At 38.9% G+C, this 24,685-nt stretch carries 27 protein-coding genes; 11 read left to right on the top strand and 16 right to left on the bottom strand.

Going from position 1 to position 24,685, the window contains the following annotated elements:
- Window positions 1-227: 227 nt before the first annotated feature.
- The 3 genes from VB740_RS20505 to VB740_RS20495 all read right to left on the bottom strand — a co-directional run bounded on the left by VB740_RS20505 (window position 228) and on the right by VB740_RS20495 (window position 1,903).
- Complete coding sequence (locus tag VB740_RS20505; protein ID WP_323201758.1) at window positions 228-1,322, bottom strand: hypothetical protein; 1,095 nt, start codon at window positions 1,320-1,322, stop codon at window positions 228-230.
- Window positions 1,323-1,474: 152 nt separating this feature from the next.
- Entirely contained in the window at window positions 1,475-1,684 is a 210-nt protein-coding gene (locus VB740_RS20500) for a hypothetical protein (protein ID WP_323201757.1), read from the bottom strand.
- A gap of 63 nt (window positions 1,685-1,747) precedes the next feature.
- Complete coding sequence (locus VB740_RS20495) at window positions 1,748-1,903, bottom strand: hypothetical protein (RefSeq protein ID WP_323201756.1); 156 nt, start codon at window positions 1,901-1,903, stop codon at window positions 1,748-1,750.
- 624 nt (window positions 1,904-2,527) lie between these two features.
- Here VB740_RS20495 and VB740_RS20490 point away from each other — a divergent pair.
- From VB740_RS20490 to VB740_RS20480, 3 genes are all read left to right on the top strand, one after another.
- Entirely contained in the window at window positions 2,528-2,761 is a 234-nt protein-coding gene (locus VB740_RS20490) for a hypothetical protein (RefSeq protein ID WP_323201755.1), read from the top strand.
- Window positions 2,762-3,112: 351 nt separating this feature from the next.
- The gene (locus VB740_RS20485; protein ID WP_323201754.1) at window positions 3,113-3,868 is read left to right on the top strand and encodes a phage antirepressor KilAC domain-containing protein; all 756 of its coding nucleotides are present in this window, start codon (window positions 3,113-3,115) and stop codon (window positions 3,866-3,868) included.
- Between the two features lie 169 nt (window positions 3,869-4,037).
- Window positions 4,038-5,660: a hypothetical protein gene (locus tag VB740_RS20480; RefSeq protein WP_323201753.1), complete on the top strand. Its 1,623-nt coding sequence runs from the start codon at window positions 4,038-4,040 to the stop codon at window positions 5,658-5,660.
- Between the two features lie 688 nt (window positions 5,661-6,348).
- On the opposite strand, the gene VB740_RS20475 is transcribed toward VB740_RS20480, so the two are convergent.
- Both VB740_RS20475 and VB740_RS20470 read right to left on the bottom strand, forming a co-directional pair.
- Window positions 6,349-6,603 carry a hypothetical protein gene (locus VB740_RS20475; protein ID WP_323201752.1) on the bottom strand — a complete coding sequence of 85 codons (255 nt, stop codon included), beginning with the start codon at window positions 6,601-6,603 and terminating at the stop codon, window positions 6,349-6,351.
- A 510-nt stretch (window positions 6,604-7,113) separates the two neighbouring features.
- Window positions 7,114-7,299 (bottom strand): hypothetical protein, encoded by a 186-nt coding sequence (locus tag VB740_RS20470; RefSeq protein WP_323201751.1) that lies wholly within the window; start codon window positions 7,297-7,299, stop codon window positions 7,114-7,116.
- Between the two features lie 914 nt (window positions 7,300-8,213).
- Here VB740_RS20470 and VB740_RS20465 point away from each other — a divergent pair.
- Entirely contained in the window at window positions 8,214-8,735 is a 522-nt protein-coding gene (locus VB740_RS20465; protein WP_323201750.1) for a hypothetical protein, read from the top strand.
- A gap of 386 nt (window positions 8,736-9,121) precedes the next feature.
- Here VB740_RS20465 and VB740_RS20460 read toward each other — a convergent pair whose 3' ends face one another.
- Window positions 9,122-9,739: a hypothetical protein gene (locus VB740_RS20460; protein WP_323201749.1), complete on the bottom strand. Its 618-nt coding sequence runs from the start codon at window positions 9,737-9,739 to the stop codon at window positions 9,122-9,124.
- A 48-nt stretch (window positions 9,740-9,787) separates the two neighbouring features.
- Window positions 9,788-9,973 (bottom strand): hypothetical protein, encoded by a 186-nt coding sequence (locus VB740_RS20455; protein WP_323201748.1) that lies wholly within the window; start codon window positions 9,971-9,973, stop codon window positions 9,788-9,790.
- 264 nt (window positions 9,974-10,237) lie between these two features.
- Here VB740_RS20455 and VB740_RS20450 point away from each other — a divergent pair, with 264 nt between their 5' ends.
- Complete coding sequence (locus VB740_RS20450; protein ID WP_323201747.1) at window positions 10,238-11,629, top strand: GTP-binding protein; 1,392 nt, start codon at window positions 10,238-10,240, stop codon at window positions 11,627-11,629.
- Window positions 11,630-11,997: 368 nt separating this feature from the next.
- The gene (locus tag VB740_RS20445; protein ID WP_323201746.1) at window positions 11,998-12,258 is read left to right on the top strand and encodes a Calvin cycle protein CP12; all 261 of its coding nucleotides are present in this window, start codon (window positions 11,998-12,000) and stop codon (window positions 12,256-12,258) included.
- Here VB740_RS20445 and VB740_RS20440 read toward each other — a convergent pair.
- Together VB740_RS20440 and VB740_RS20435 are read right to left on the bottom strand one after the other, a co-directional pair.
- Window positions 12,255-13,073 (bottom strand): TlyA family RNA methyltransferase, encoded by an 819-nt coding sequence (locus tag VB740_RS20440; RefSeq protein WP_323201745.1) that lies wholly within the window; start codon window positions 13,071-13,073, stop codon window positions 12,255-12,257. The genes VB740_RS20445 and VB740_RS20440 overlap by 4 nt on opposite strands.
- Entirely contained in the window at window positions 13,074-13,235 is a 162-nt protein-coding gene (locus VB740_RS20435; protein WP_323201744.1) for a hypothetical protein, read from the bottom strand.
- A gap of 190 nt (window positions 13,236-13,425) precedes the next feature.
- On the opposite strand from VB740_RS20435, the gene VB740_RS20430 reads away from it, so the two are divergent.
- On the top strand, window positions 13,426-13,701 hold the full coding sequence (locus VB740_RS20430; RefSeq protein ID WP_229488609.1) for a hypothetical protein: 276 nt from the start codon (window positions 13,426-13,428) through the stop codon (window positions 13,699-13,701).
- Complete coding sequence (locus tag VB740_RS20425) at window positions 13,698-14,066, top strand: clan AA aspartic protease (protein WP_323201743.1); 369 nt, start codon at window positions 13,698-13,700, stop codon at window positions 14,064-14,066. The genes VB740_RS20430 and VB740_RS20425 overlap by 4 nt, the downstream gene beginning before the upstream one ends.
- Here VB740_RS20425 and VB740_RS20420 read toward each other — a convergent pair.
- On the bottom strand, window positions 14,061-14,201 hold the full coding sequence (locus VB740_RS20420; RefSeq protein WP_323201742.1) for a hypothetical protein: 141 nt from the start codon (window positions 14,199-14,201) through the stop codon (window positions 14,061-14,063). The genes VB740_RS20425 and VB740_RS20420 overlap by 6 nt on opposite strands.
- Window positions 14,202-14,217: 16 nt before the next feature.
- Entirely contained in the window at window positions 14,218-14,727 is a 510-nt protein-coding gene (gene apcB, locus VB740_RS20415; RefSeq protein ID WP_323201741.1) for an allophycocyanin subunit beta, read from the bottom strand.
- 358 nt (window positions 14,728-15,085) lie between these two features.
- On the opposite strand from apcB, the gene glnA reads away from it, so the two are divergent.
- Window positions 15,086-16,507, top strand: coding sequence for a type I glutamate--ammonia ligase (gene glnA, locus VB740_RS20410; protein WP_323201740.1), 1,422 nt, complete (start codon window positions 15,086-15,088; stop codon window positions 16,505-16,507).
- A 119-nt stretch (window positions 16,508-16,626) separates the two neighbouring features.
- Here glnA and VB740_RS20405 read toward each other — a convergent pair whose 3' ends face one another.
- Window positions 16,627-16,827, bottom strand: a complete 201-nt coding sequence (locus VB740_RS20405; RefSeq protein ID WP_109008028.1) for a hypothetical protein — start codon at window positions 16,825-16,827, stop codon at window positions 16,627-16,629.
- A 291-nt stretch (window positions 16,828-17,118) separates the two neighbouring features.
- Between VB740_RS20405 and VB740_RS20400 the strand changes: the two genes are divergently transcribed.
- Window positions 17,119-18,177 (top strand): class I SAM-dependent methyltransferase, encoded by a 1,059-nt coding sequence (locus VB740_RS20400; RefSeq protein ID WP_323201739.1) that lies wholly within the window; start codon window positions 17,119-17,121, stop codon window positions 18,175-18,177.
- A 578-nt stretch (window positions 18,178-18,755) separates the two neighbouring features.
- Here VB740_RS20400 and VB740_RS20395 read toward each other — a convergent pair.
- From VB740_RS20395 to VB740_RS20385, 3 genes are all read right to left on the bottom strand, one after another.
- Window positions 18,756-18,941 (bottom strand): hypothetical protein, encoded by a 186-nt coding sequence (locus VB740_RS20395; protein ID WP_323201738.1) that lies wholly within the window; start codon window positions 18,939-18,941, stop codon window positions 18,756-18,758.
- A gap of 43 nt (window positions 18,942-18,984) precedes the next feature.
- Window positions 18,985-19,182 (bottom strand): heterocyst-inhibiting protein PatX, encoded by a 198-nt coding sequence (gene patX, locus VB740_RS20390; RefSeq protein WP_416290262.1) that lies wholly within the window; start codon window positions 19,180-19,182, stop codon window positions 18,985-18,987.
- Window positions 19,183-19,289: 107 nt separating this feature from the next.
- Window positions 19,290-21,119, bottom strand: coding sequence for an FAD-dependent oxidoreductase (locus tag VB740_RS20385; protein WP_323201736.1), 1,830 nt, complete (start codon window positions 21,117-21,119; stop codon window positions 19,290-19,292).
- Window positions 21,120-21,829: 710 nt separating this feature from the next.
- Here VB740_RS20385 and VB740_RS20380 point away from each other — a divergent pair.
- A complete protein-coding gene (locus tag VB740_RS20380; RefSeq protein WP_323201735.1) occupies window positions 21,830-22,771 on the top strand; it encodes a hypothetical protein in 942 nt (313 codons plus the stop codon).
- A gap of 84 nt (window positions 22,772-22,855) precedes the next feature.
- Here the strand turns inward: VB740_RS20380 and VB740_RS20375 are convergent, their stop codons facing one another.
- Window positions 22,856-24,532, bottom strand: a complete 1,677-nt coding sequence (locus VB740_RS20375) for an ABC transporter ATP-binding protein (RefSeq protein ID WP_323201734.1) — start codon at window positions 24,530-24,532, stop codon at window positions 22,856-22,858.
- Between the last annotated feature and the right edge of the window lie 153 nt (window positions 24,533-24,685).

Here is a 24,685-nt window from a genome sequence, read left to right as displayed (position 1 = left end):
CATTAATGTAATTTGTATTGTGTTCTATACTTTAAATAGTACTTGAAGGGTGATAGTATAAGGTGTGCAAAGCTGTGTTTACTACCCCCTGCGGGGCCATTAGGGGTATTAGAAATTACCCGCTTAAATTTGACGACTCATATCAAATAAGAATCGTTAAACTAGATATATTGACATTAAAAAACCTCCTGGGTTAGAGGAGGTTTAATATTAATTAACTATTTTATTTATGCTGCTTGAGCACTCTTTAATTTAGGGGAGGTAGCGTTACTATCTACTTTAGCTTTCTTAATTAATCTTCCAGTTTGGTAAGCTTCAGCAATTGAACTATTCAATTTAGTAATCGTTCTTGAACTTACTGTAGCGGTAAACTCTTCTCTTAATTTCTTCAGTAACCAGAAGTGAGATTCAATTGGTGAGTTATCTACAATGTTGTTTATCACCCTCTCTGTGATGCTCTGTAGGTCAATAAAACTTACTTTGACCTTTGCATTAGGATACAATTTCTTAGCGTTGTCATTGACCTCCTCAATGTAATTCTTAGCTTCCCAATTAATTCCTTTTGGTGAGGTAAAGATAAATTCAATTGATTTGTTAGGGTACTTTTCAAGAGCTAACTCAATATATTTCTTATCAACTAAAGTAGCTTTTACATCTTGTTCTGAAAGTGTACGAGCTTTGAGTTCATAAACTTTAACTACCTTAGGTAAACGCTCTACAAAATCCCATCTTCTGTGACTTCCAGGATTAAATGAATCAAGTATAGCAACCTCAAACTTGAGACCAACATTTGAGTAGGCAGTAAGTTCAATAAGCTGTTTCTGTAGGTCTGGTTCAATAGTATGAGTGGATTCTTCAATCTCTTTCTTAACTGAAGTTTCAATTGCTGATGAACCTAGTGACTGAAAATCTTTAGCGGCTTGTGTACTTCCTTGTACTAAATAAGCATAGGTTCTCTTCCAATCTCCAACTAAAATAGAACCTGCTCTGCCTAACTTTTTCCCCCAACGCTGTTCATAGCAGACTTTAAGATTTATTAACTCATCTCCTACAAGTTTCAAATCCTTACCAGATAAGGGATCTGACTGAGCGTTTTTAAAACGCCCAGTGGACCAGTTATCTTTATAGTTATCTGAGCTTAATCCTTTTGCTTCAGATACTTGACTCATTATAAAGTAAGCCCCATTATTAAACTTGGTATTAGGAATCCATTTTAAATCATACTTTCTAACTAAGAAACATAGCTCATCAACAATAGTAGTATCAGCTTTAGGGTTTCTTTCTAGAATACTTGCTTTGAGTTCTTGAGTTGAAATAATCATATTTTTAATTTAGTATTTTAAGTATTAACATTTAAGGTGTTTTCTCAACCTTATACAAATACTATACCTAAGATACGTAGACTAATTGTAGGCATATTAAAAGCCCCCTATTTCTGGTAGGAGGTTGTTAGCTGAATTAAATTTAATTGACGTTAGTTATTATCAGGGAAGTGAAAGAAGTCTTTTGCAAAGTCATCATAACTATCAACTATCTCACCTGCTATAGCTTCTGCCATCTCTTGTGTGAATGTAGCTGAATCTACTGATTTAGGTAACTGAAAGAATAGTTTGCCAACTACAATTCCTAAACCAAAAGCAAATGAAATCAAAGTAAAAATAATCAAAGTTATAATAGCAATCATTTTAATATTCCTTTATTAATGTATTGTGAAAGGCTCCTGAAGGGCAGTAACCTTGGTTGTTAATTATTTGTGGTACAACACTTCATCAGACTTTTCATAGTAGTAGGTGACGCTTCTGATAACAGTACCATCTGGTTGTATATCACAGGAATAATCACAACTTACAATCTTAGGTTCACCTGTGAAGAATCTGAATAAGTTGGCTAATTTGATAGACATAATTTTAAATCCCGTTGTTTAACTATCTTCTAATATTAACTTGAGGCTACTGTTAAAATGTAGGCAGTTAATTACCTACTCTATATGAGCCATTAGGGTGCCTTAATCTGGCTGCTATAGTATTAGGTTGGTGTAGGTAACTAAGTGGCAGGTAACTGAAGCTGAGGGTTACTGGAACTGTGTTAACTTAGCAGCCTGTGGCGCATAAAAGGGATTAGGAATTACCTGCACATTTTAGATTTATCTATTAAGTAATCTGACGATCCACTTTATTGTGGAGCGTGAGGTTTTCCTCATTAATCAGGAAAACTAAATAGTAGATTCCTCACTGCTGATTAATAAGTAATGAGAAGTTGGGGCGGCAGAGTTAAGGTTTTTTTTTCAATTTTCTTAGGCAAAGGTAACAGAGGAAAAGTAAGGTAAGGAGAAAGGAAAAGTAGGTAACTAGAAGAGAGAAGATAGGTATAGAAGGTATAGATAGTATAGGTGATTATTCAAATACTCTGGAAAGTATACCCAGTATAGGTTACAGCTTCTAAAATTGCTTCGTTTTAAATCCTTAAAATAAATAGTTGGGACAGTTTGTATTAGTAGAGGACGTTATAACTTTGCTAATACAAATTAATGAAAGACACAAATATCACCATTAGAATCAATCCTTCTATTAAGGAACAATGGCAACAGGTAGCTGAGGATAATAATACCTCTCTCTCTGCCCTCATAGTGACTGCTGTAACCAGACATATCACTGAATTGACTACTGATACAGAAAAATTAGATAGGGGAGCTATGGGAATAGCCAGGTTAATATTATCTGCAATAGAATCACAATACTCTGAATTTAAAAAGTTAAATTAATTGCTGTAACTGCTCATTTAATACCACTTTTTAGTGGCCATCTATAATACATTTTGTTATAATGGATAGTATAAGGGGAGAGAAAACAAACCCTTCCTAAACTATATTTAAAACACTTTTATAACATTATGGCAAACGATAAGCACATTGCAGTTAGAATCCCTCTTCAACTTTGTAACCTGGTAGATTCTGAGGCACAGGATGAGTTACTAAGCAGGGCAGATGTAATTAGACGAGCATTGCTTCACTACTATAAGTCTAAAGGTATTGTTTAACTTTTAAGGGGCACCTAAGCCCCACCCACTACTTTCAAATTAACTAATAAATTTTTAATAAACCAATCTTAAAATTATGACAACTTTAAATATTTCAATCCAATCTCAAATCAAAGCTACAGTTCAATCAGATAAAGAATTCTCAGTTTCCTTTGATGATGCTTGGCAGTGGTTAGACTACTCCACTAAAGCAAGTGCTAAGAGAACATTACTGACCAACTTTGAAGAGAACTTAGACTATTTAGTTTTCAACAATAGTGTTGAAAACCTCTCAGGGGGTAGACCTACTGAAGAAATCTATTTAACCGCAGATTGCTTAAAGAACTTTGCAATGATGGCTAACACTTCTATGGGAAAAGAAGTTAGAAAATACTTTCTTGAATGTGAGAGAGAACTCAAAGCTATTAAACTTGCTCCTAAGGAACCTACTGATATCCTTTACCTACTAGAACAGTCAGCAGCAGCTATTAGAGAAGCTAGGGCATTAGCTGCGATCGCTGAGAGTAAGGTAGCTGAACTAAAACCTAAAGCTGATATTTATGATGTGGTGGTTGCTAGTGATAAACTTCTTTCCATGAGTGATGCAGCAAAGATTATTAATAGCCCTGGTTTAGGACGCAATAACTTAATGAACCTTTTAAGAGATAAGGGCGTACTTCAAATGTCCAACCTACCTTATCAGAAATATGTTTCTCAGGGTCAGTTTGAAGTGGTAGAGGTAGATACTCATGCAGGTTTGAAAACTACCTGTAAGGTGACACAGAAGGGGTTGAGTTTCCTTATCAGACTTCTAAAGGATAACGGGTACACAGTTCCCTCAAAGGCTGCTTAACACTAACTAAATAATCTAATTCAAGAGGACTTTAAATAAGTCCTCTTTTTTATTATCTACTAATGCCTAATTAATGTAGTTTTACTGTGGCCGTTTGTAGCACAATCGACTATAATGGTAGGTATAAGAAAGAAATTTATATTTAACTTTAATATTTTAATTTAAAATTATGACAGCTACTAAAGTAAAGAAATCAGTTCCAGTTTGTAAGGGTTATATAATCTCAAGTTATAGAGTTATTAAATCTCAATTAGATTTTGTTAATAATCTTCTGGGTGATGTTAATGATGATACCAGAACTTTATTCTGCCATATCTTAGTTAGCGTTATTATCAACATCAAGAAGATTGAGTGGATTCCAGTATCCTCAACCCTCATTAAAAAGAAGATTCAGAAAGCAAGCTGGAAGGCTTTACAAGAGTTAGGGTTAATTGAGGTAACTGACTACTCACATGAGAATGGTTTATCCAGAGAGTTTAAGGTTACTGATTGTATAGTTGACAGCTTCCTAGAGTTATCTAAACTATCTCCAGAAGAAATTATTAACAGTACTAAGTATAATTTATTTACTGGTAGAAAATCTGAGGGTAAGTTAACTAACCAAAAGTATGATGAGAATAGAAATGAGGAACCTGTATTAATCACCAGTGCACTTGACTTGATAGCTCAAGGTTTCTTCAATATGAAAGCTATCATTGTACATTTAGATGAGTTAACCAGAGAAGAAAATAAAGCTGCTGAAGAATATGGGCAATATTCTAAAGAGCATAAGAAAGCTAGAGCTAGGCTTATTAATGATGACCACTGCTTTAAAGCTATCCTCAACCAGTCTCCTGTTAAAATAAGTGAAGAGATATGGTGCTATAGTCCTGCTTATAGAATTCAAATGAGTGGAAGGGTTAGCCACATCTTAGGAGGTTTACAATCTGCTAGTAGAAGAATGAAGGCTGCTGCTTATATGGGAATAGAAGATTTAAGAAACTACGATTTGAAAGCTTCTCAAGTTAGCGGATTAATACAACAGTTTGATTTAGCTAAATTAAATACCGATTGGTTAGAAAACTATAAAGAAAATCCTAATGCTAAAAAGGACTACGCAGCTCAAATTGGTATCAGTGTAGATTGCTGGAAGAAATGCCTCTGTGCCTTAATGTTTGGTGCTTATGTATCAAGTGCTAACGATCACACTAAAGGTAAGTTGAAGGATTTAGAAGGTACAGTAGAAGGGGAACCTAAGAAGAAGCCTAACGCAATAATAGATTCTTTATTTGAGGAAGCTGAAGGAGATATTGCATTAGCTTTAGAATACATCATTAAGTTTAATGAAGCTGTAGCTCCTTTAAAAGTAGAAATTGATAAGTGGCATAACTGGTTACTAAACACCTGGGTAATTAAAGTAGGTTACTTAGCTAAGGATGGCAAACGTTATGTTAAAAATACTACAGGTAAAAATCTATGTATAACTGACCTAGAAAAGAACTACCCATTATGGAAAGTAAAAGCTATGGTTTCTGCTTTTGTTCTCCAAGGTCAAGAATCCTGCTTTATTCATAACTTAACCTTAGCAAGTATAGAATATAACTTTCAGGTTATAAGTAATGAGCATGATGGCGTAGTAACCCTTGGTGTGATACCCCAAGCGGCAATTGACAAGGCTGCTACTATGTCAGGGTTAGAAGGAGCCATCCTAGAGGAGAAAGCTCTTGAAGGTATGGATTTGATAGCAGAACTTATAGAGAGAGAAGATAGTTCAGGAGAATTAGAAGTAGAGGAACTACTAGCTTATTTCTAAAGCTGTAGATGACCTAACACCCCTACGGGGAATTAAAGGGTTGGTGGATAAAGTTTCACCCGCCCTTTTTTTCAATTTTCTTAAGCAAAGGTAACAGAGGAAAAGAAGGTAAGTAGAAAGGGAAAGTAGATAACTAGAGTAGAGAAGTAAGGTATAGGAAGTAAGGTATGTATAGGTGATTATGGTAAAAAGCTATAACCTATACTGGGCATACTTTACAGCCTCTAAAATTGCTTCGTTTTAACTTCTAAATTACCTTAGTTTCAGTCCTGATTTACTGCTACTTTCTATTCACATGGTTCTCTTAAGGCAACTGCAAAACTAACACTTCTACAAGTTAATCCATTTTTATCAGCACAACTTTTAGATATTGTTTGACCATATCCAGGGCAAGTCACTCCTGCCCAGCAACCTGATAAGATTCCAGATAGAACTAAGTATACAAATAGAAGTCCTAATTTACTTTTTGATGTCACTCTTAAGAAACTATTAGGTATATTCATAAAGTTTGTATATAGACTAATCGCATATTAAGAGTGATTAGCTCAGGAATATAAGGGTGTATTTACTTAAAGGGTTCAGACTCAACCCATCCACACTAAGCGATCGCACCCTAAGAAATCTAAATCAGCAGACTTGGTTTCAGTCCCAATACCCAGCAACCTAATAGAATCATTACTTCTAATAATTAATTAGGGAAGTGAGTAGTATAATCATCAGCACCTGATTCTTGTTGGGGTTCTGGAGACCTACTAGGATTTTCAAATAAACTATTAGGAGGTTCTTCATTTCTAGAAGAATTAGTATATTGAGGAGCTGTATTAGTATACTGAGGAGCTGGATTATAAACTATTTGATGAGTACAGGATTTAAAGCCCATCATAAATAATACTACAACAATCCCTCCAGCTACTTGACTACCTAATTTATTTTTATTACTCATATCACCTACTTGAAAATATTTCAGAACTTCTATCTCAAGTTACTATATATAATAGCTACCTCATCATAGAAGAAATACTGAAATATAATTACAAGTAATATTACTACTTCAAGCGATCGCACCCAAGTAGTAAACTAATTATAGTAATCTTCACCATAAGTAGCCCAGTACCAGTAAAACTTAGGTTAGTAATCTTCAGTAGGAAAGCACTAAGGTAAATTGGTAAAGTTTACCATTAAGGAATCTGTAGGGCGATCGCTACCAGTAGAAAACCTAAATGGCGCAGAATCCTTATTCCCCTATAACGCCGTAGGTTATAGTCAACACAGGCACAGTAATCTTCAGTGCTATGGAATCTACATACTAAGCAGCCTACCCTCTAGCGATCGTAGTAGAGGCACCTGAGACAGAATCCTTATTAAATATACCCACATACTACAAAACCCCTAGAGTGACCTTTGCAGGTGTCGTAGGGGTTTGGGTTAACTATCAGTTTAAGAGGTGGGTATATTAGGCTGCTATATTATCTTCTACACCAAAGAAACAAATAGTATCACCAACCTCATCCATTATATCTGTGAGGCACTCAACGCCTATACTCTCCTCACCATAACCACCTTCAATCATTTCATTTTGTAGTTTTAAAAGTTGTAGTCTAATTTGTTCTAGTCTTTCTTGTACTTGCTTATCAGTCATCTTATTTACTTTTTATTTATACTACAATTGTAACATATTTGTAGTATACTGTCAAGGGTTTTTAGTATAAAAAGTGATAAAATATAGGATATTTATAAATTAATTTTAATCAGTTTCCTTACCCAGCCTACCTTACAAGCTAAGTACAGTAGTTAACTATCTTGTAGTACGCTGTAGTGAAGTCATCTTAGGATGCGATCGCTAACAAAGGAGGCTCAACTTAGTAGTATTTATACCTAGTGAACTTTGGGCGGCTCTTACATATATAGGAGAGAAGAGAGAAGACAACTACAGGAGAAACCATAAGGGAGATAACTACAGTAGGAGACTGATTAGGTATTTTGAATAGTTACCACCTATCCCAAACCTATAGGGAATCACAGGGTCAGATAACTTAACCCCAGTTTCCTATTTTGATTTACTTAACACCCTAACCATTAAGGTTATTAATGGTAAGGATGCTAATAGTACGTCCCCTTAGCAATATTTATCTTAACGTTAAGACAACTTGAGTAGACTTCTTACACTACCTAAACTTCAGCATTCTTTACCCTACTCTCCAGATCAATTCCCTTACCTCTTCAGCCTCCTCTACAAAGGTCAACAGTATACCCTTACTGGATTGTAGGTATGTTCGCATTAGTTTAGACTAAGACTGCTTCAGAGTATATATAGCTCTGGTACTGGTTTTTCAGAACCTCTTAAAATTAGCAGAACCAGATAATTTAACCCTACTATTTCCGTTGGCACGTATTCCTTACAATGGTGGCAAGTTAACAGGCTAATTATTTTTACTCTAATTTTGGTTAGATTTCCAGGTAACTGATATAGCCACCTAGTATTTGGGCAATCTAAGTATAGAGATCCAAATAGTGATAAAAATGAGACTCATTAAGTTTCTGTTACCTGTGATCATGGTTGGCATAGTAGCCTACCCAATAGTCGCTCAAGCAGGAGAAGTTAATTGCACTTTTCCTCAAGAAGATCCTTCTAATAAGAAAAAGATAGTAACTTTAAATAGCATGGGGATAAAAATATCTATTCCAAGTAACTACAGATCAATGGCGAGAGGAGACGGTTCTATAGATTTAGTAGATAATGGGACATTTCAAATGTTTGATTGTTTAGTAAATAATCCTGAAGGAGTTGGGGGTAGAGGTTATAACAGTATTAATATTTATAAATCAAAGGCTAAAAAACTTTTCAGTAATAGCGAAAGTTTTGAAGTGGTTCCTAATCAGCCTAATATGAGAGTTATTTGGCAACAGCATGGTGAAGAACATGACTTGTCTTACTCGGTAAAGTTAAGGATTAAGACTAAGAAAGGGTTAATAGAAGTAGAGCAAACACTATTTGAAGTGTTAATTGGTACTGATGGAGTCAAGAATAAAATAGATGAGATGATTGAAATAGCTAGCTTAATAGATATTCTTTAAACAAGTTTTATTTGAGGGTGCTTCAAACCCCTTAAGTCTTCAGTATATACACTGTTTGTAAACTCCTTCAATCTGGAGTAAAACAATATATATGGTACGTTAAGTTGAGATTAGGTTGGTTCTGTTATGGTACGGTAAGGTGAGGTTAGTTTTATAAATAAACTTCAACGCTTAGGTATTTAATTAAGCCTTGAAGTATCTTATTAGCAGCCCTTAGAAAGCTTTTTAGGGGCTGTTTTTAAGTTTGAGTGTATGTTATAAGCTGTTAGCTTTATAGCTCATGAAGGAGATTGCAGAGTAGGTTAACTGGATCTGGTATTTTAGTACCAGACCAAAATTAAAATAGAACTAGACTTAGCCCTAATAAATTAACCTTTTTTGGTAGCCTAAATAATTACTTTTGTGTATTTAATTTCAAATCCTAGCTGATTTATAAACAGAATTAGACCTAATGCATCTGGATGAATAGCAGGAGCCACCAATCGACCCCTGATCTTGCCACTACTTTTAAGATAGCGTAGTAGCTGCCCAACAGAATTGCAATCTATAGTCTCTCTTTTAACCTCAACTACTTCATCACCAACAAGAATATCTACTTTGCCTGAATCTAATTTAATTTGTCTGTCACCTCCAAAATAAAACTGATATTCCTTTTCAATATCAGTTTCTTTAAATCTCATACCTGTAGGCTCTAGACAGGTATTTAGCAGCATATAGCTACAGGCACCAAAAGAATCAGTTATCCATAATCTTCTAGCTTTATAAAGGCTATCCCCATACTGAATATTAAAGGCGTACTTAAAAACTTTCAATCTATTTCCATTGATTATTTCAAATTTACCAGGGAGATAACATTTCCTATTTTGTATATAATTTTTAGCAAAGTCTTTTGAATCGACTCCTTTAGCTTCACAGAGCTTACAAACTACAAACTTCATTTCACCTTCAAATAAAATCCATTGAAGGTTATATCTTTTAATTAGAAAACTTAATTGTTCTAACACTATTTTTTACGATAAGTTTTATGATGTCTATCTAATAATGGTTAGCCTCTAAGTTTCCTCTTTACCTTCTACATCTTCTTCCTCATAACCTTCTGGATAATAATCAAAGATATGTTGCCAGATTTTATTACCCTCTCGCTTGATAACATAACCATCAATAAATATTTCATCTCCATCTTTTAGTTCACAAAGTAAGGTCAAATATTTTATTAAAGCATGAAGGTTGACTTCCATAATGACTCCTTGTTTATATTTGTGTAATCAAGTTCAATTACTTAACGCTATATAAGGTGACAGACCTTTCAGTAAGCCTGGGAAAGGGTCTCTAAACTAAAGGAGGTACATTTGCTCCTTTACAGGTCTTATGCTTAAGAAGGGACTGCTGTGAGTACCCCTTTATTCCTTTATCAGTTTGAGCATGTTTTGAGCATCTGATGGAATTAGATCAAAATGGATATGTAGCCTGTTGTTTGTCCAACCTTGAATCAACCTAACTTCGTGCGAAATCTGCAAGAAACCCATTTAAATCGTGCCCGCGCTAGTCTCAGACAAGCGCTGTCTTGGTATGGATATCTTCGTAAGTCAGGGCAGCTTTCATCCAACCCGGAATTGGCAGGTTTGTTGAAACCAGAATTGGAAGCTTTGAACTCCACACTCAACAAGCTGGATTCTAACGTCATTAGAATTGCCGCTTTTGGTTTGGTGAGTCGCGGTAAATCGGCAGTTTTAAATGCCTTATTGGGAGAGAAGATTCTGCAAACTGGGCCCCTAAACGGTGTCACTCAATGGCCCCGTTCCGTCCGTTGGCAGCCAGGGGGTAAGGTGTTAGTGGAGTTAATTGATACCCCCGGATTAGATGAAATTGAGGGTGAATCACGGGCGGATATGGCCCGAGAAGTAGTGCATCAGGCTGATTTAATTTTGTTTATCGTGTCTGGTGATATCACGCGCACTGAGTATCAAGCACTGCTGGAATTGCGTCAAGCCCAAAAACCCCTGATTTTAGTATTTAACAAAATAGACCTTTACCCAGATACAGACCAGGGAGCAATTTACCAAAATTTGCAACAACTCGGTACAGGGCATCACGCCACATGCTCCACTTGGGGAAACCCCAAGACCGCAGTGGCTCCTCAAGCAAAACCTCTACTACCTGATGAAATTGTCATGGTGGCGGCGGAACCAGCACCAATGGAAGTGCGGGTTGAGTGGTCTGATGGGCGTGTTAGTTATGAATGGGAGACACCGCCACCGCAAGTAGACGAACTAAAGGAGACAATTCTGAATATTCTCAATCGGGAAGGGCGATCGCTTCTGGCTTTAAATGCACTGATCCAAGCACGAGATGCAGAAGCCGCGATCGCTCAAAAAACCATCGACTTACGCGAACAAGAAGCTGAAGATATCATTTGGCAATTTACCAAATACAAAGCTTTGGCAGTAATGCTCAATCCCATCGCCTTCTTAGATATTCTTGGGGGAACTGTTGCGGATTTGGCTTTAATTCGCGCCCTAGCTAGATTGTATGGTTTGCCGATGACTAGCTACGAAGCCGGGAAAATTTTAAAAACGATTTTATTTAGTTCTGGTGGTTTGCTACTGGGAGAATTAGGTAGCAGTTTGCTTTTGGGTGTAAGTAAAACTACTGCCGTGATAACCAGTGGTGACAATCCCAGCAATATTACTGCCTTTGCTGGCAGTGCGATCGCTCAAGCTGGTATTGCTGGTTATGGTGCATACTCCGTTGGCAAAGCCGCTCAGGTGTATCTCGAAAAAGGCTGCACTTGGGGACAGTTAGGCGCTAGCAGCGTGATTCAAGAAATTCTTTCTCAAGTTGACCAGAATACAATTCTGTATCGCTTGCGACAAGAGTTAGGCATTAAATATTGAGAATAAATAACAATTGTTTCCCTTTTGTTGCTGTTTATAAGTGTTTATCAACTTCTATCAAACTCTTCTGACAATTGACTGACATTCCGAATTTAGAATGCAAGACTGAAAACATAACCACCTCTACTAGTGACTCCAACTAGTGGAATTTCCCTAGCTTTTTAAATCAAAGATGACAAGAGGGCAATTCCCACTCAAATTACCTAAAAAGATGACGGTGTTTACCACCACCTCTTATGGGAAGCCTATCTAAACTGGAAATGTGAGCAAGGCCTGTCTTGTTGCTCCAACTAAGAGGGTGAGCTTCCTGGGGTCATTGAAAGCTCACAGTTAATATCTATACTCTGTCAATTAAAGGTAAAAGTATCATGACAACTACTCTAAACTCATTTGAAACTGCTGGGGCAACAAATCTTGAAGAAGCTATTACTGAAGCCATTACTGAAGCGCGTACAACTTGTGAGCTAAATGGCAGTGATTCTGCTGGTTGTGCCGTAGCCTGGGACATTGTGGAAGAATTACAAGCTGAAAAAGCTGATCAACAGCAAGCAAAATCAAAGAAAACCTCTTTGGATAATTACTGCGATCGCCATCCAGATTCCGTAGAATGTTTAATCTACGACCTTTAATTCTTCCGTAAATCAGTTATTGCTGATTGCGTTATTTGCTTGATTGCTTCTAAATCAAGTGGTGGCGTTTCACTTTCCATTCCCAACCACAAAAGATATTCGATATTCCCAGCAGGGCCAGTGATCGGCGACCAAGTTAAGCCTTTGTATTTCCATCCTAATTCGTGGGCTGCTTGCAGCACCTGAAAAATGGCATCAGCTTGGTCGTTTGGATCGCGCACAACACCTTTTTTACCCACACGGGATCTGCCGACTTCAAACTGTGGCTTGACTAACAATACAGCTTCTCGGTTAGCTTGAGTTAGTTGCCACAAAGCAGGCAGAATTTTTGTTAAAGAAATAAACGATACATCGACCACCGCCAAATCAGGAATCGGGTCATTTTCGCCATATAGCTCATCTGGTCGTAGTTGCCGTAAATTGGTACGTTCCCGCAAAATCACCCGCGAATCATTTCGCAACCGCCAATCAACTTGCCCGTAACCGACATCAATTCCGTAGACTTGTTTTGCTCCAGCTTGCAAAAGACAATCAGTAAAACCACCAGTAGAAATCCCACCATCTAAACAAATACGCTCCGCTACCGGAATGGCAAATACTGATAAAGCTTTGGAGAGCTTTTCACCGCCTCTAGAAACAAAAGGCGATCGCTCTTTAATATTTATTTGAGCAGTAATATCAACTTCAGTCCCAGCTTTATCAACTAACTGCTGATTAACAGTAACTTCCCCCGCCTGAATTAGCCGTTGTGCTAAAGCGCGAGAAGCACATAAATTTAACTCTACTAATAGTGTGTCGAGTCGCTGTTTAGCCAATTAAATAGACTCTCCTGGTAAGATTAAAGCCAAAGCACGATTGATGATTTCTTCCCGGTTCACAATTTTTTCTAATTCATGGGCTTCATAACGACCTTCTTCTACTTTTAAGCAAGCCTCATCAATGGCATTTAAATAGGCTTCTGCTAAGATTTCTAACAATTAATTCTTCTGGTGTGAGATAATAACCCTCCGCTTTATGCCGCTTCTAGTTCAAATAAGACAAGCTAATGCGTTTAATCTATGAGCGATCGCATTCCTTAGCCAGTCGAATTCAACTGTTAAGTTTAAAATAGACGCCAAAGGACTTTTTCTTTCCTAACCAGTGGTTTAAGACTACGGAATATTTATTATGCCATTAAGACAACCTCGTTACAGCAAAGAAGAATTTGCTCGTCGCGGTGATGAGATATATGACTTTCAAGTGCGCCCACAAGTCGAAGCAAATAATTATGGCAAGATTGTAGCGATCGACATCGAGACAGGTGGCTGGGAAATGGATACTGATGAAATGAATGCCTCGAAGCGTCTTGAAACTCGCTACCCAGATGCACAAATCTGGTTTGTGCGTGTTGGCTCTCGCTATGTCCGTCGGTTCGGGGCTGGGCGCATCCACAAAACAAAATGATTATTGGAAGTGTGAATGCTGACTACGAGCCAACTATCGTTCTACGTATTTGTGGTGCTGACGCTAAAGTACATGAGCAAAGCGCCATTGTTGATACAGGTTTTAACGGTTGGTTATCCTTACCGCCAGATTTCATTGCTGCATTAGAGCTACCCTGGAAAAGGCGAGGACGAGCAATTCTAGGAGATGGTAGTGAATGTGTGTTTGATGTGTATGAAGCTATTGTTGTCTGGGATGAGCAATTACTAACCATTCCCATTGATGAAGCTGAGTCAGATCCACTTGTCGGTATGTCACTGATGGAAGGTTACAGATTAACGGTAGAGGCAATCGAAGGCGGTGTTGTTAAACTTGAGAAATTATGAGCAGTATAATGAGCGATTAGGAGTGATCGCTTTGTACAGCCTTTTCAATGCCTGGTAGAGTTCACAAAAAAGCGATCGCTCTTTACCAACACAGACAAAAGTGCGATCGCTATTTATATATATCGGGGCAGACACCTTGCCCACTTACAATCTAAATATCCTGTTCGCTCAACTCGCGTGTAATGTGATCAAAAGGTTCATCCACAAAAGCAGTATTAGCCACACCTGCTGCTGCTACTTGCTCCTTAATTAGATCCTTGAGAATCTGGATACCGCGAACCGTAGGACCAATAGGCACTCCTAGAGAATTGTAAGTTTCCCGTAGCCCTTGTAGCACTCGTTCATCCAACACATTTGTATTTCCTGCAACCAGCGCATAGGTGGCGTAGCGCAGATAGTAGTCCATATCGCGCAGACAAGCTGCATAACGACGAGTTGTATAAGCATTTCCACCAGGACGAATCAATTCTGGCAGTTCTTCAAACAACCTCAAACCAGCTTGCTTGACAAGTGCAGCCGCATTAGAATTTATCGCCGCCGCCGCTTGTACTCGTGCTGTACCACTGTCAAAGTAAGACTTTAGGCTATCGATCGCATTCCGGTCAAAATACCGACCAGCTAAGTCATAATTCTTAATTAAACTTGTTACCGCATCGCGCATTCCTTCTTCTCCCAATCATTGCTATTTATGGTTTGATATTTATTTGGCTGCACTTATGCACCAGTAAATTTTTGTGCTATTAAAAATAGATTCGGCACAAAAACAATTTATCCACTATCTATGGATTCTATGCCAAAGTTGACCCCTATATGATGAACTTTCCAGTTTTGTACAGATGATCCCTGAAAGGTTAATATAACCTGATAATCCAGATATCTGTAGCACAAACTACAAAATCAGCTAATGTCTAGTATTTAAGATATTTCTGGTGTGTCACGGTCTGATTGAGATCAGCAGGGTTAGGATGCAATGTAAGATTCTGGTTTTACTTTAGGAAATTGGTAGAGAAGGAGTAACAATGACGACACCCCAAGAACTCTTGAAGAAAATTCAAGATGAAAAAATTCAACTGATTGATCTCAAATTCATCGATACAGTAGGGACTTGGCAGCACCTCACACTGTACCAGAACCAAATCGATGAGACTGCATTCACTGATGGCGTAGCTTTTGACGGTTCCAGCATTCGGGGTTGGAAAGCGATCAACGAATCGGACATGACAATGGTACTCGACCCCAACACTGCTTGGATCGACCCATTCATGGAAGTGCCAACACTAAGTATAATTTGTAGTATTAAAGACCCCCGCACGGGTGAACCGTACAACCGTTGCCCACGCGTTATTGCCCAAAAAGCAATAGATTACTTGGTTTCTAGTGGCATTGGTGATACAGCCTTCTTTGGCCCTGAAGCTGAGTTCTTTATTTTTGATAGTGCTAGGTTTGCCCAAAATGCTAACGAAGGCTACTACTTCTTAGACTCCGAAGAAGGTGCTTGGAATTCCGGTAAAGCCGGTACAGATGAAAAACCCAACTTGGGTTACAAACCACGCTTCAAAGAAGGTTACTTCCCAGTCGCACCGACGGATTCTTTCCAAGATATCCGTACAGAGATGCTGTTGACAATGGCAGAATTAGGTGTGCCCATTGAAAAGCATCACCACGAAGTTGCTACTGGTGGTCAGTGCGAACTAGGTTTCCGTTTTGGTAAGTTGATCGAAGCGGCTGACTGGTTGATGACTTACAAATATGTCATCAAGAACGTTGCTAAGAAATACGGCAAAACTGTCACCTTCATGCCAAAACCAATTTTTGGCGATAACGGTTCAGGAATGCACTGTCACCAGTCCATCTGGAGAGACGGCCAACCTCTGTTTGCAGGTGATAAGTATGCTGGTTTGAGCGACATGGCGTTGTACTACATTGGTGGCCTTCTCAAACACGCACCAGCATTGTTGGCAATTACCAACCCCAGCACCAACTCATACAAGCGCTTAGTACCTGGTTATGAAGCTCCTGTTAACTTGGCTTACTCCGAAGGAAACCGTTCTGCTTCTATCCGTATTCCTCTATCTGGTAAGAACCCCAAAGCTAAACGTTTGGAATTCCGTTGTCCAGATGCTACATCTAACCCCTACTTAGCATTTGCTGCAATGCTTTGTGCTGGTATCGATGGCATCAAGAACAAAATTCATCCTGGTGAACCCTTAGATAAGAATATCTATGAACTTTCTCCAGAGGAGCTTGCAAAGGTTCCCTCAACTCCAAGTTCTTTAGAACTGGCATTGCAAGCACTAGAAAACGATCACGCTTTCTTGACAGAATCAGGCGTATTCACGGAAGACTTTATCGAAAATTGGATTGACTACAAGCTTAACGAAGCCAAGCAGTTGCAGCTGCGTCCTCATCCCTACGAGTTTTACCTCTACTACGATGCTTAATTCTTAAGTACCGTATCTATCTAAATATATAAGTTTTGCCACCCTAGAGGGTGGCTTTTTTTTCCAAAGTTGTCGGTTGAAATATTCACTCAAAAAATCAACCTTAAAACTCTTCAAACTTAGCTCATAGAGGCATGACTGGGCCCATAAATCATCCGACTGTTAGCATCTACCTTGCCTTGAATCGGGTTCCAGTAGTGGGATGCTTCTTCAGGAAGACCAAGTTCTTGTGCAGCCCGCATCAGCATTGATTGTTGGCGATTCTTGACTTGCTGATGTTCACGCACCATTAACGCACGAGATTTATCTGCGATAGACATAACCATAGTCCTCTCTATTTTGTGAATATATAATTATTGGTTTTTCTATAAACCAATATAGCAAAGATTCTGTAACATAAGCTACTATTTACAAAAATTTATATTTGCCTTTGCTGACAATATTAGGTATTTTTCCCCAAAGCTCGAAAAATCCTCCCTAATCTACCTTTGATGACCAAAATCATCTGGCTTTAGATTTGTCTCACCTGAGAGCCTTTACCTTTCCAACAGTAGATAATTTTTTCGTTACAATTGTTTACATATTAAGTAATCAAAACTTGAGCTATTTTTATGCCTGAGAGTTTAACTAAGCTGACTTATCAAACCTTTCAGCAGAGCAAAAATTACTTTGGTCTGGCTCACAAAATATTAAGTTCACGGTTGAGGAACCTGGTGTATCCGACACTTGAACAAAAGACCAAACCCATCCCGAATGAGGTTTTACTGAAACTTCAACAGAGATTGAATGAGTTGCTGGAAACAGACTGGCAAGATACCCAAAAAGGCGTCTATCCAGAAAGTTTATTGTTTGACAACCCTTGGGATGACTTTTTCCGCTACTATCCCTTGATATGCCTAGATTTACCTCAAATCTGGGAGCGGGTTAAACAACAGAATTATCAAGATTTTTCACCCGAAATTGACACAGATGGTTATCCCAGCTACTACGTCCAGAACTTCCATCATCAAAGCAATGGCTACTTGAGTGACTTGTCAGCCAATTTATATGACTTACAAGTAGAAATTCTTTTTGGTGGGGCAGCTGATGCGATGCGGCGGCGGGTTCTTGCTCCTCTCAAGCAAGGGGTGAAAGCTTTTGAATTGGTTACACCACGGCAAGCCCGTATTTTGGATGTAGCTTGTGGAACTGGGCGGACTCTAAAGTTGATTCGGGCAGCCTTGCCTCAAGCATCTCTGTTTGGCACAGATTTGTCACCAGCTTATTTGCGTAAAGCAAATGAACTACTATCCCAAATTCCAGGAGAACTGCCGCAACTTTTACAAGCCAATGCTGAAGAGTTACCCTATCTAGATAACTATTTTCATGCTGTAACTTCTGTTTTTCTCTTCCATGAGTTACCAGCAGCTGTACGTCAGACAGTCATTGAGCAATGCTTCCGGGTAACAAAACCAGGAGGAGTCTTTATTATCTGTGACTCAATTCAGTTGAGTGATTCACCTGAGTTGGAATATATGATGGATTCTTTCCCGGAAACTTTCCATGAACCCTATTACAAGCATTACACCACTGATAACTTGCTAGAACGTTTACAGAAAGCAGGCTTTGAGAATATTGAGACGCAAGTCCATTTTATGAGCAAGTATTTCATTGCTCATAAGCCAGCTTGAGATAAAACCTTCTCATTTCCTTTTCTTTAAATAAACTTTACCTAAAAAGGGCAAATGCGAAATTTTGCATCTGCCCTTGGGTGTAGAATAATTAAGAGGACTAAGAGGAGCTAGCAGATCCTTCTTAATATTTATTTCATTGCGAGCCATCTGCGAGGAAAAGGAAGCAGGGTGCAAGAGTAGGTCAAAAATACTAAGATTCGCTGCCAAGTGCAATAAACCTATACTACTTGTGCGAATCTATGCCCTAGATAAACTCAGATGCAACGAAAGAGATTTTATGCCTCGGCAAATGACGCCAAACAAACGCCGGAGCGAAGATCAATTATTTCCTGATATAGATAGCCAACTACTCAATGTATGAGAAAACTTATTTGGGAATAAAGTGGAGTTGCCTTAAGACTGTTTCCTCAACAAGCAAGATGTCTGAATTAGATGTACTTTAGATTCACTGATAGCCCAAGTAACATTTATTTCTAGAACAGTTGAGGATTGAGACACAAAGTTTCTCACTTGACATGAGCAACAGTTGTGTACCTTTTGAGAAGTTGGTGATGCTGTTGATCAAGGCAATTAATTTAATTCGCGTTTTGATCGCCAGGATTGGCACCAAGTATATATACAAAGCTTGCAGTTGAAATACTAAGCGATCGCTGAAGATTTTCGTGTGTCAACTGTATATATATCTGCCAGAAAAGCTGTGTAACCGATGTTAGCACAACACTGTATTTTCTGGTAATTTGTTTCTTTTGAAAAAAAGGCATTACATTAGGGTAGTTAAACCACAACATAGATATTTCCGGATTTTTACGTCACTTCTCTGCGCCCACTACCGCGATGACGTGGCGTATCATCTGAAGCTTGTTCAGATGCCGCCGAGAGCCACTGTTCCGAAGCAGGCGTGGAAAGCAGCCCATAGGATAAGTGATTGACCATTACGTGGCAGTTAGAAGCTAAGGGGCCGAACACCAGACTCGAAATTAAAAGTGAAATGGCAGCACGCATAGCAGATGTCTATTTTGGAACTCTCCACTTCACTGATACTTAGCTTTTTGATTAATATCCGGACAATTCATCAAAAAGTATTGTGTTTTACTGAAAATAAACTCTTCTTATCCATCGTTTAAATGTTCGACTAATAACCAATTACCAAAGTGGTTCTGATGACCCCATAATGTAATTAATTGTTCGTGAGGATAAGCGCTCAATTGCTCGTTGATATGCGATCGCAAAGTCACAAGCTGCCAATTTTGCCCTTGATATGCGGCTGGTGCTGTGACAGTGAATCTGTATTCCTGTTGATCCAAACGATGGAAAATGCCTTTGAAACAGTTACTTTCCCGAAGTAATGCCTTGCCAAAAGTAGAGTCAGGGGACTCATTCCACGATGGACAAGGGCAATCACCGCTAGCTGGATAGGCTTGTGGGTTATTTAAGTAATACAGTTGCCAGTGCAGCCAATCCGAATGATTGGGTGGAAGATTAAATAAAGGAATAATTGCTACTTTTGAGCGATTATCTTCCAATAAAGCCGTTTGCAGCGCCCTAACAGGTAAAGCCCTCGGTTGACAGTTTAATTCAACACACATCGCTGCTGCCATGCCCGCTGCTTGACCAATGCCCATAACCACGGGTTGTAATCTGGTGGCTCCATTGGCAATGTGGGAGACAGAAATATTTTTTTCACAAACCAAGAAACCATCTGTTGTGGCTGGAATTAAGGAATTGTACGGAATTGTAAAAGGAGTTCCAGTCCAGCGCCCCCCCCATTGGATAGATTTAGGTTGCAGTGGGAATTGAACGCCAGGATAATGATGGTCATTGGCGTAGTTACCAACTGCGATTGCATCTCCTGTCGTCGTCGCTTTGCGTATCTTGCTTCCAGGAAGTGGTACGCAAACACTCGCATCATTAAATATAGATGCTACTCTCCCTCCAGAAATCGGCAAAATATCCTGTTCTCGGACAGTAGTTAGCCCCACTAAGCGGCGGCTTTCCCGGTAATAAGGATGCAGTGCAAAAGCTGTAGGGGTGTGAGGAAATACTTTTTCTGCTAAACCATAACGACGACCAAGCTGATTTTGGATAAAATGGGCAAAATTTTGGCTGTGCCAGCGAGATTCTTGGATGAATTCACCTCTGGATACATCTGACTCTATCAAACGCCCTAATCCTTCGCCGTAGTCATTGCCACAGATTGGCCAATTCATCATGAATCGGCCACCAGGCAAACGTCCATAATTTAAAAATGTCTCTGCTCCATAGCCATCCCAAGCACCTGTAAACTGGGATGGATTATAGTTAGGCGCAGGTGGAATCTCTGGGGCGTTCGTTGCACCAAAGTCTTGCATAATCACTACATAAGTAGGCGCTTGCACCGGATATCTTTCAGTTAAAGAGTTAAAAGACACTGGGGCGCTGGGTTCTCCCCACTCAGATTGCAATTCCCAGCCCCAACGGTAAGGTATCTCACCTAAAGCCAATAAATCTCCCAATTCTGTGCCGTCGAGAATAATCTTGGCTGTGACAGCAAAATCAGCAAAGCGCACCCCAGTAATAGAATCACCCTGCCGGAGCACCTCTATTGGTACTTGCCCAGAAATCCAGTGCAAATTTGGCAATTCCTGCACCCAATCTGCAAAAATCTCTGCCCCAATCCGAGGATCGTAACTAAAAAAGCTTACCCAACTGTTATCTAATCCACCTGGCTGTCGTTGTCGCAATTCCTGCAAAAATGCACCCCATAACCCGGTTTGAAAGGCTTCTAATTCGTTGCCATCGGGTGCAGATACTCCAGCCGAAGTTAACATTCCTCCCAACCAAGGAAATTCACTCACCAGAATCGTTTTAGCTCCCCGTCGTGCCGCTTGGATAGCAGCCGCAGTGCCTCCGGTTCCCCCACCGACAACTAAGACATCAGCTGTGTATGTCTGATTAATCATTGCTCAACCTCACTGGAGTTTTGACATATTCTCCCCAGATAGCTTGGCATCAAACAAGATAAATTATTTTATTTTTCGGATACTGAGTATTAAAGCCTCTCAGACGAAAGTAGTAAAAGCGCTAACAAACAACAAATTATAATTCTTGATTCGATTTTTTGTGCTACGCCCGTAGGTGGGAAATTTAACAGGATTTTGCCTTACTGACAAGTTAGAAATACTCTTTTGATAGACAAGTAACCATATCTCAGTTATCTCGGTAGATATAAATATTGTATTTACATAGTTTGATTTTTAACGTCGTTCTACTTAGATAAGTTTCTCATGTCAGCAGAAAGCAACTGTTTTATCTAAATATCTATATACCGCTTTTTTAAAATTAAGATAATTTCAATTTCTGTACTCAGCTAGCAGAAAGATTTTAGCAGAGTTGTTACTTTTAATTTATGCATCAAAGAATACAGTATCTAATCCTTTAAGAGCAAGACTTACAAATAACTTCATTCTTGCTAGCTACATATAGGATTTAGGATTACATATAATAATGGCTCGATTTTTTAACCAAACTCATAAGAACTGATTTGTAGATATGAATAAATACAACTTGTATATACAGCTAAAGACAGAGGTTGTGACTATGCATTGGTATTTAAACTTAATATAAATCTAAAGTCTATGGACTACTAGTATCTAAGTAAAAGCCAAATAGTATGTTTACTAATTGTTTGAAAAGTAGTGATAAATTAAGTGCAAATCAAGGTGGTAATATCTCAAATGTTGAAATAGCACTTTTTATAGATCAAATCAAAAGTAATATCTGGCTATTTGGTATTCCATCTTGGCTTTTCGGAATAACCGATAGAAGTATAGCTGCATTTGCTGATGGTTACTTATCGCCCATAGAAATATTTCAGCTATTTACAGCCTCTTTCTTTTTTATAAGTTGGCTATATCTCAAGCCTGAGGAAAGCTTCAACAGTAATGATTTAGTCCCCAGCCAATATCAAGAATATCTTGCTCGAACTCAAGCTAACAAGCTTCAAGTAAAAAAGCTCCACATGATTAGCCAGGAGTATATTTTACCGTTTCCTTATATTTGCCAAATTTATCATCTATTGAACTTAAAACATTTAGAAACAGTTCATAACTTTAGCCTTAATAACCTGAAAATTTTCCAAATTAGCCACTTTCAGCCTACAAAGACTGGTGGAATAATCAAATTTCAAACAATATTAGACTCGCCAGCTAATCCTTTGAGAATTTGGCGACAACCGATTGTAGAGGTAGATTTAATATTACATACTCCCTACACTGTTGAACTGAGCATTCCAGTCTACAATCAGAAAAGGATAATTGTTATATTTCATGCATTTCCCTTAAATGACTCAGAGCATCAGTTCTTTGTAGATATTTATAGTGACCTAGAATGGCCAAAGCCATTATTACAAATAATATTGCACTTTGCTTCTTGTTTGACACTATTTGAGGATTTGCCCTATCTCAGGGCTTTAGCTAATAAAAACATAGGGCGTTTATTCAACTTAAGTAGAGCCTCAAATCACGAGACTGCATTGCTGTTTAAAAGATTCGTTGAGCTATATGGTTCGACTGGAGAACCAACTAAATTAATTGAAGGAAGGGAAGAGAGTTAGAGACGCGATTCATCGCGTCTGTACAAGAGTGGGGAATTAGAGACGCGATGAATCGCGTCTGTACAAGAGTTAGGAGTTTTTTGTTTAAGCGCGTGCTAGTAAAGGGGCAGCAGCTAGTAAAGTTTTGGTATAAGGGTGCTGAGGATTAGCAAAAATAGTTTTTGTAAGTCCAAGTTCGACAATTTTACCGCCATTCATCACGGCAATACGATCGCACAAAAATCGAGCTAACCAAAGATCATGCGTAATGAACAGATAAGTTAACTCAAACTCTTCCTTTAATTGCAACATCAAATCCAGCACTTGCGACTGCACGCTAGCGTCTAACATACTCACTGGTTCATCGCAGATTAAAAGTTTAGGGTGAGTAATCAAAGCACGAGCGATCGCAACTCTTTGCTGTTGTCCCCCAGACAAATCTGATGGATAACGTTCATAATACACTTTTGGTGGTGTTAACCCAACTTTCTCTAGCATCCACAAAACCTGTTCTTTTGCCTTAACGGAATCGGCTAGATTGTGGATAAATAAAGGATCAGCGATACTTTGTCCCACTGTCATCGCTGGATTGAGACAAGCATGGGGATCTTGAAAAACCATTTGGATTTGTCGCCGTGAGGAGCGAATTTCTTGACGCGACAGTTTAGTTAAATCTTGTCCTAAAAACTCAACTTTGCCACTCGTGGGACGAATTAGTTGCAAAATTGTTCGTGATAGCGTACTCTTACCACAACCTGATTCCCCGACTAAGCCGAGAATTTCTCCGGGATAAATATCCAGGTTTATACCATCTACGGCTTTAATTGTCTGCGCTTGTGTCTTAAACAGTCGTTCGATAAAGTTAGGTTCTATGGTGTAGTGTTGCTTGAGTTCTGTAACACTCAAAATTGGGGATTTATCATTAACAATCGGTAATTGCTTTTCTTCCCCACTCCCCACTCCCCATTCCCCACTCCCTATTTCATTTACTGCTTGAATATGTAAAGCTGCTTTTAAGAGCGATCGCGTATATTCATGCTGAGGGTGTCTAAATACGGTTTCTGTAGAACCCATTTCCACCATTTTGCCGTTGTACATAACGCCAATGCGATCGCAATACTCAGCCACCATTGCTAAATCGTGAGAAATCAGCAACAATCCCATGTTTTCTTCACCGCACAGGCGAGTTAATTCTTGCAATATCTGCGCGGAGACGGTGACATCTAAACTGGTGGTGGGTTCATCGGCAACAATCAACTTGGGGTTGAGGAGTAAAGCTAAAGCGATCGCTACCCGTTGGCGCATTCCACCACTAAACTCATGAGGATATTGATTCCAGCGACTAGCTGGAATATTTACTTTTGCTAAGGTAGCAAGTGCTTTTTTTTTGGCTTCCCGCGTTGATAATTCTGGTGAGTGCGCCTGAAGGGTTTCGATACAATGCTTACCAATCGTCATCAGCGGATCGAGGCGTGTCATGGGATCTTGAAAAATTAAGGCGATCGTTTCTCCCCGAAATTTCTGCAATTGGTTAGGCATCAAGTCAAACACCGACTGTCCTTGAAATGTCACCCGTCCTTCAATACGACTAGAGGCTGGTAGTAAACGCATTACTGCCCGTCCTATAGTTGACTTACCACAACCTGATTCTCCCACCAATCCCATTCTTTCACCTGGTTGCAAGGTGAAAGATACATCATCAACTGCCCAGGTTGCTTCTTCTCCACTCCGCGCAGGATAGGCAACTCGCAGATTTTCGATACAGAATAAGGCTTCACTCATAATTAGTTATCAGCCCTGAGCTACCAGCTTTTATAATTTCAAATTTAAGATAGTCTATCAGATTAGTAGTGAACCTCCGTTGTATGAACATCTTTATTGGGACTTCCAAGAAATAAATTATCCAATCTTGTGGGGTGGGCATCTTGCCCGCCT

It is taken from the genome of Nostoc sp. UHCC 0251, assembly GCF_034932245.1.
GTDB lineage: Bacteria > Cyanobacteriota > Cyanobacteriia > Cyanobacteriales > Nostocaceae > Nostoc.
The sequence above is the reverse complement of the archived record's forward strand: the minus strand, read 5'-3'. Positions and strand labels throughout refer to the sequence as shown.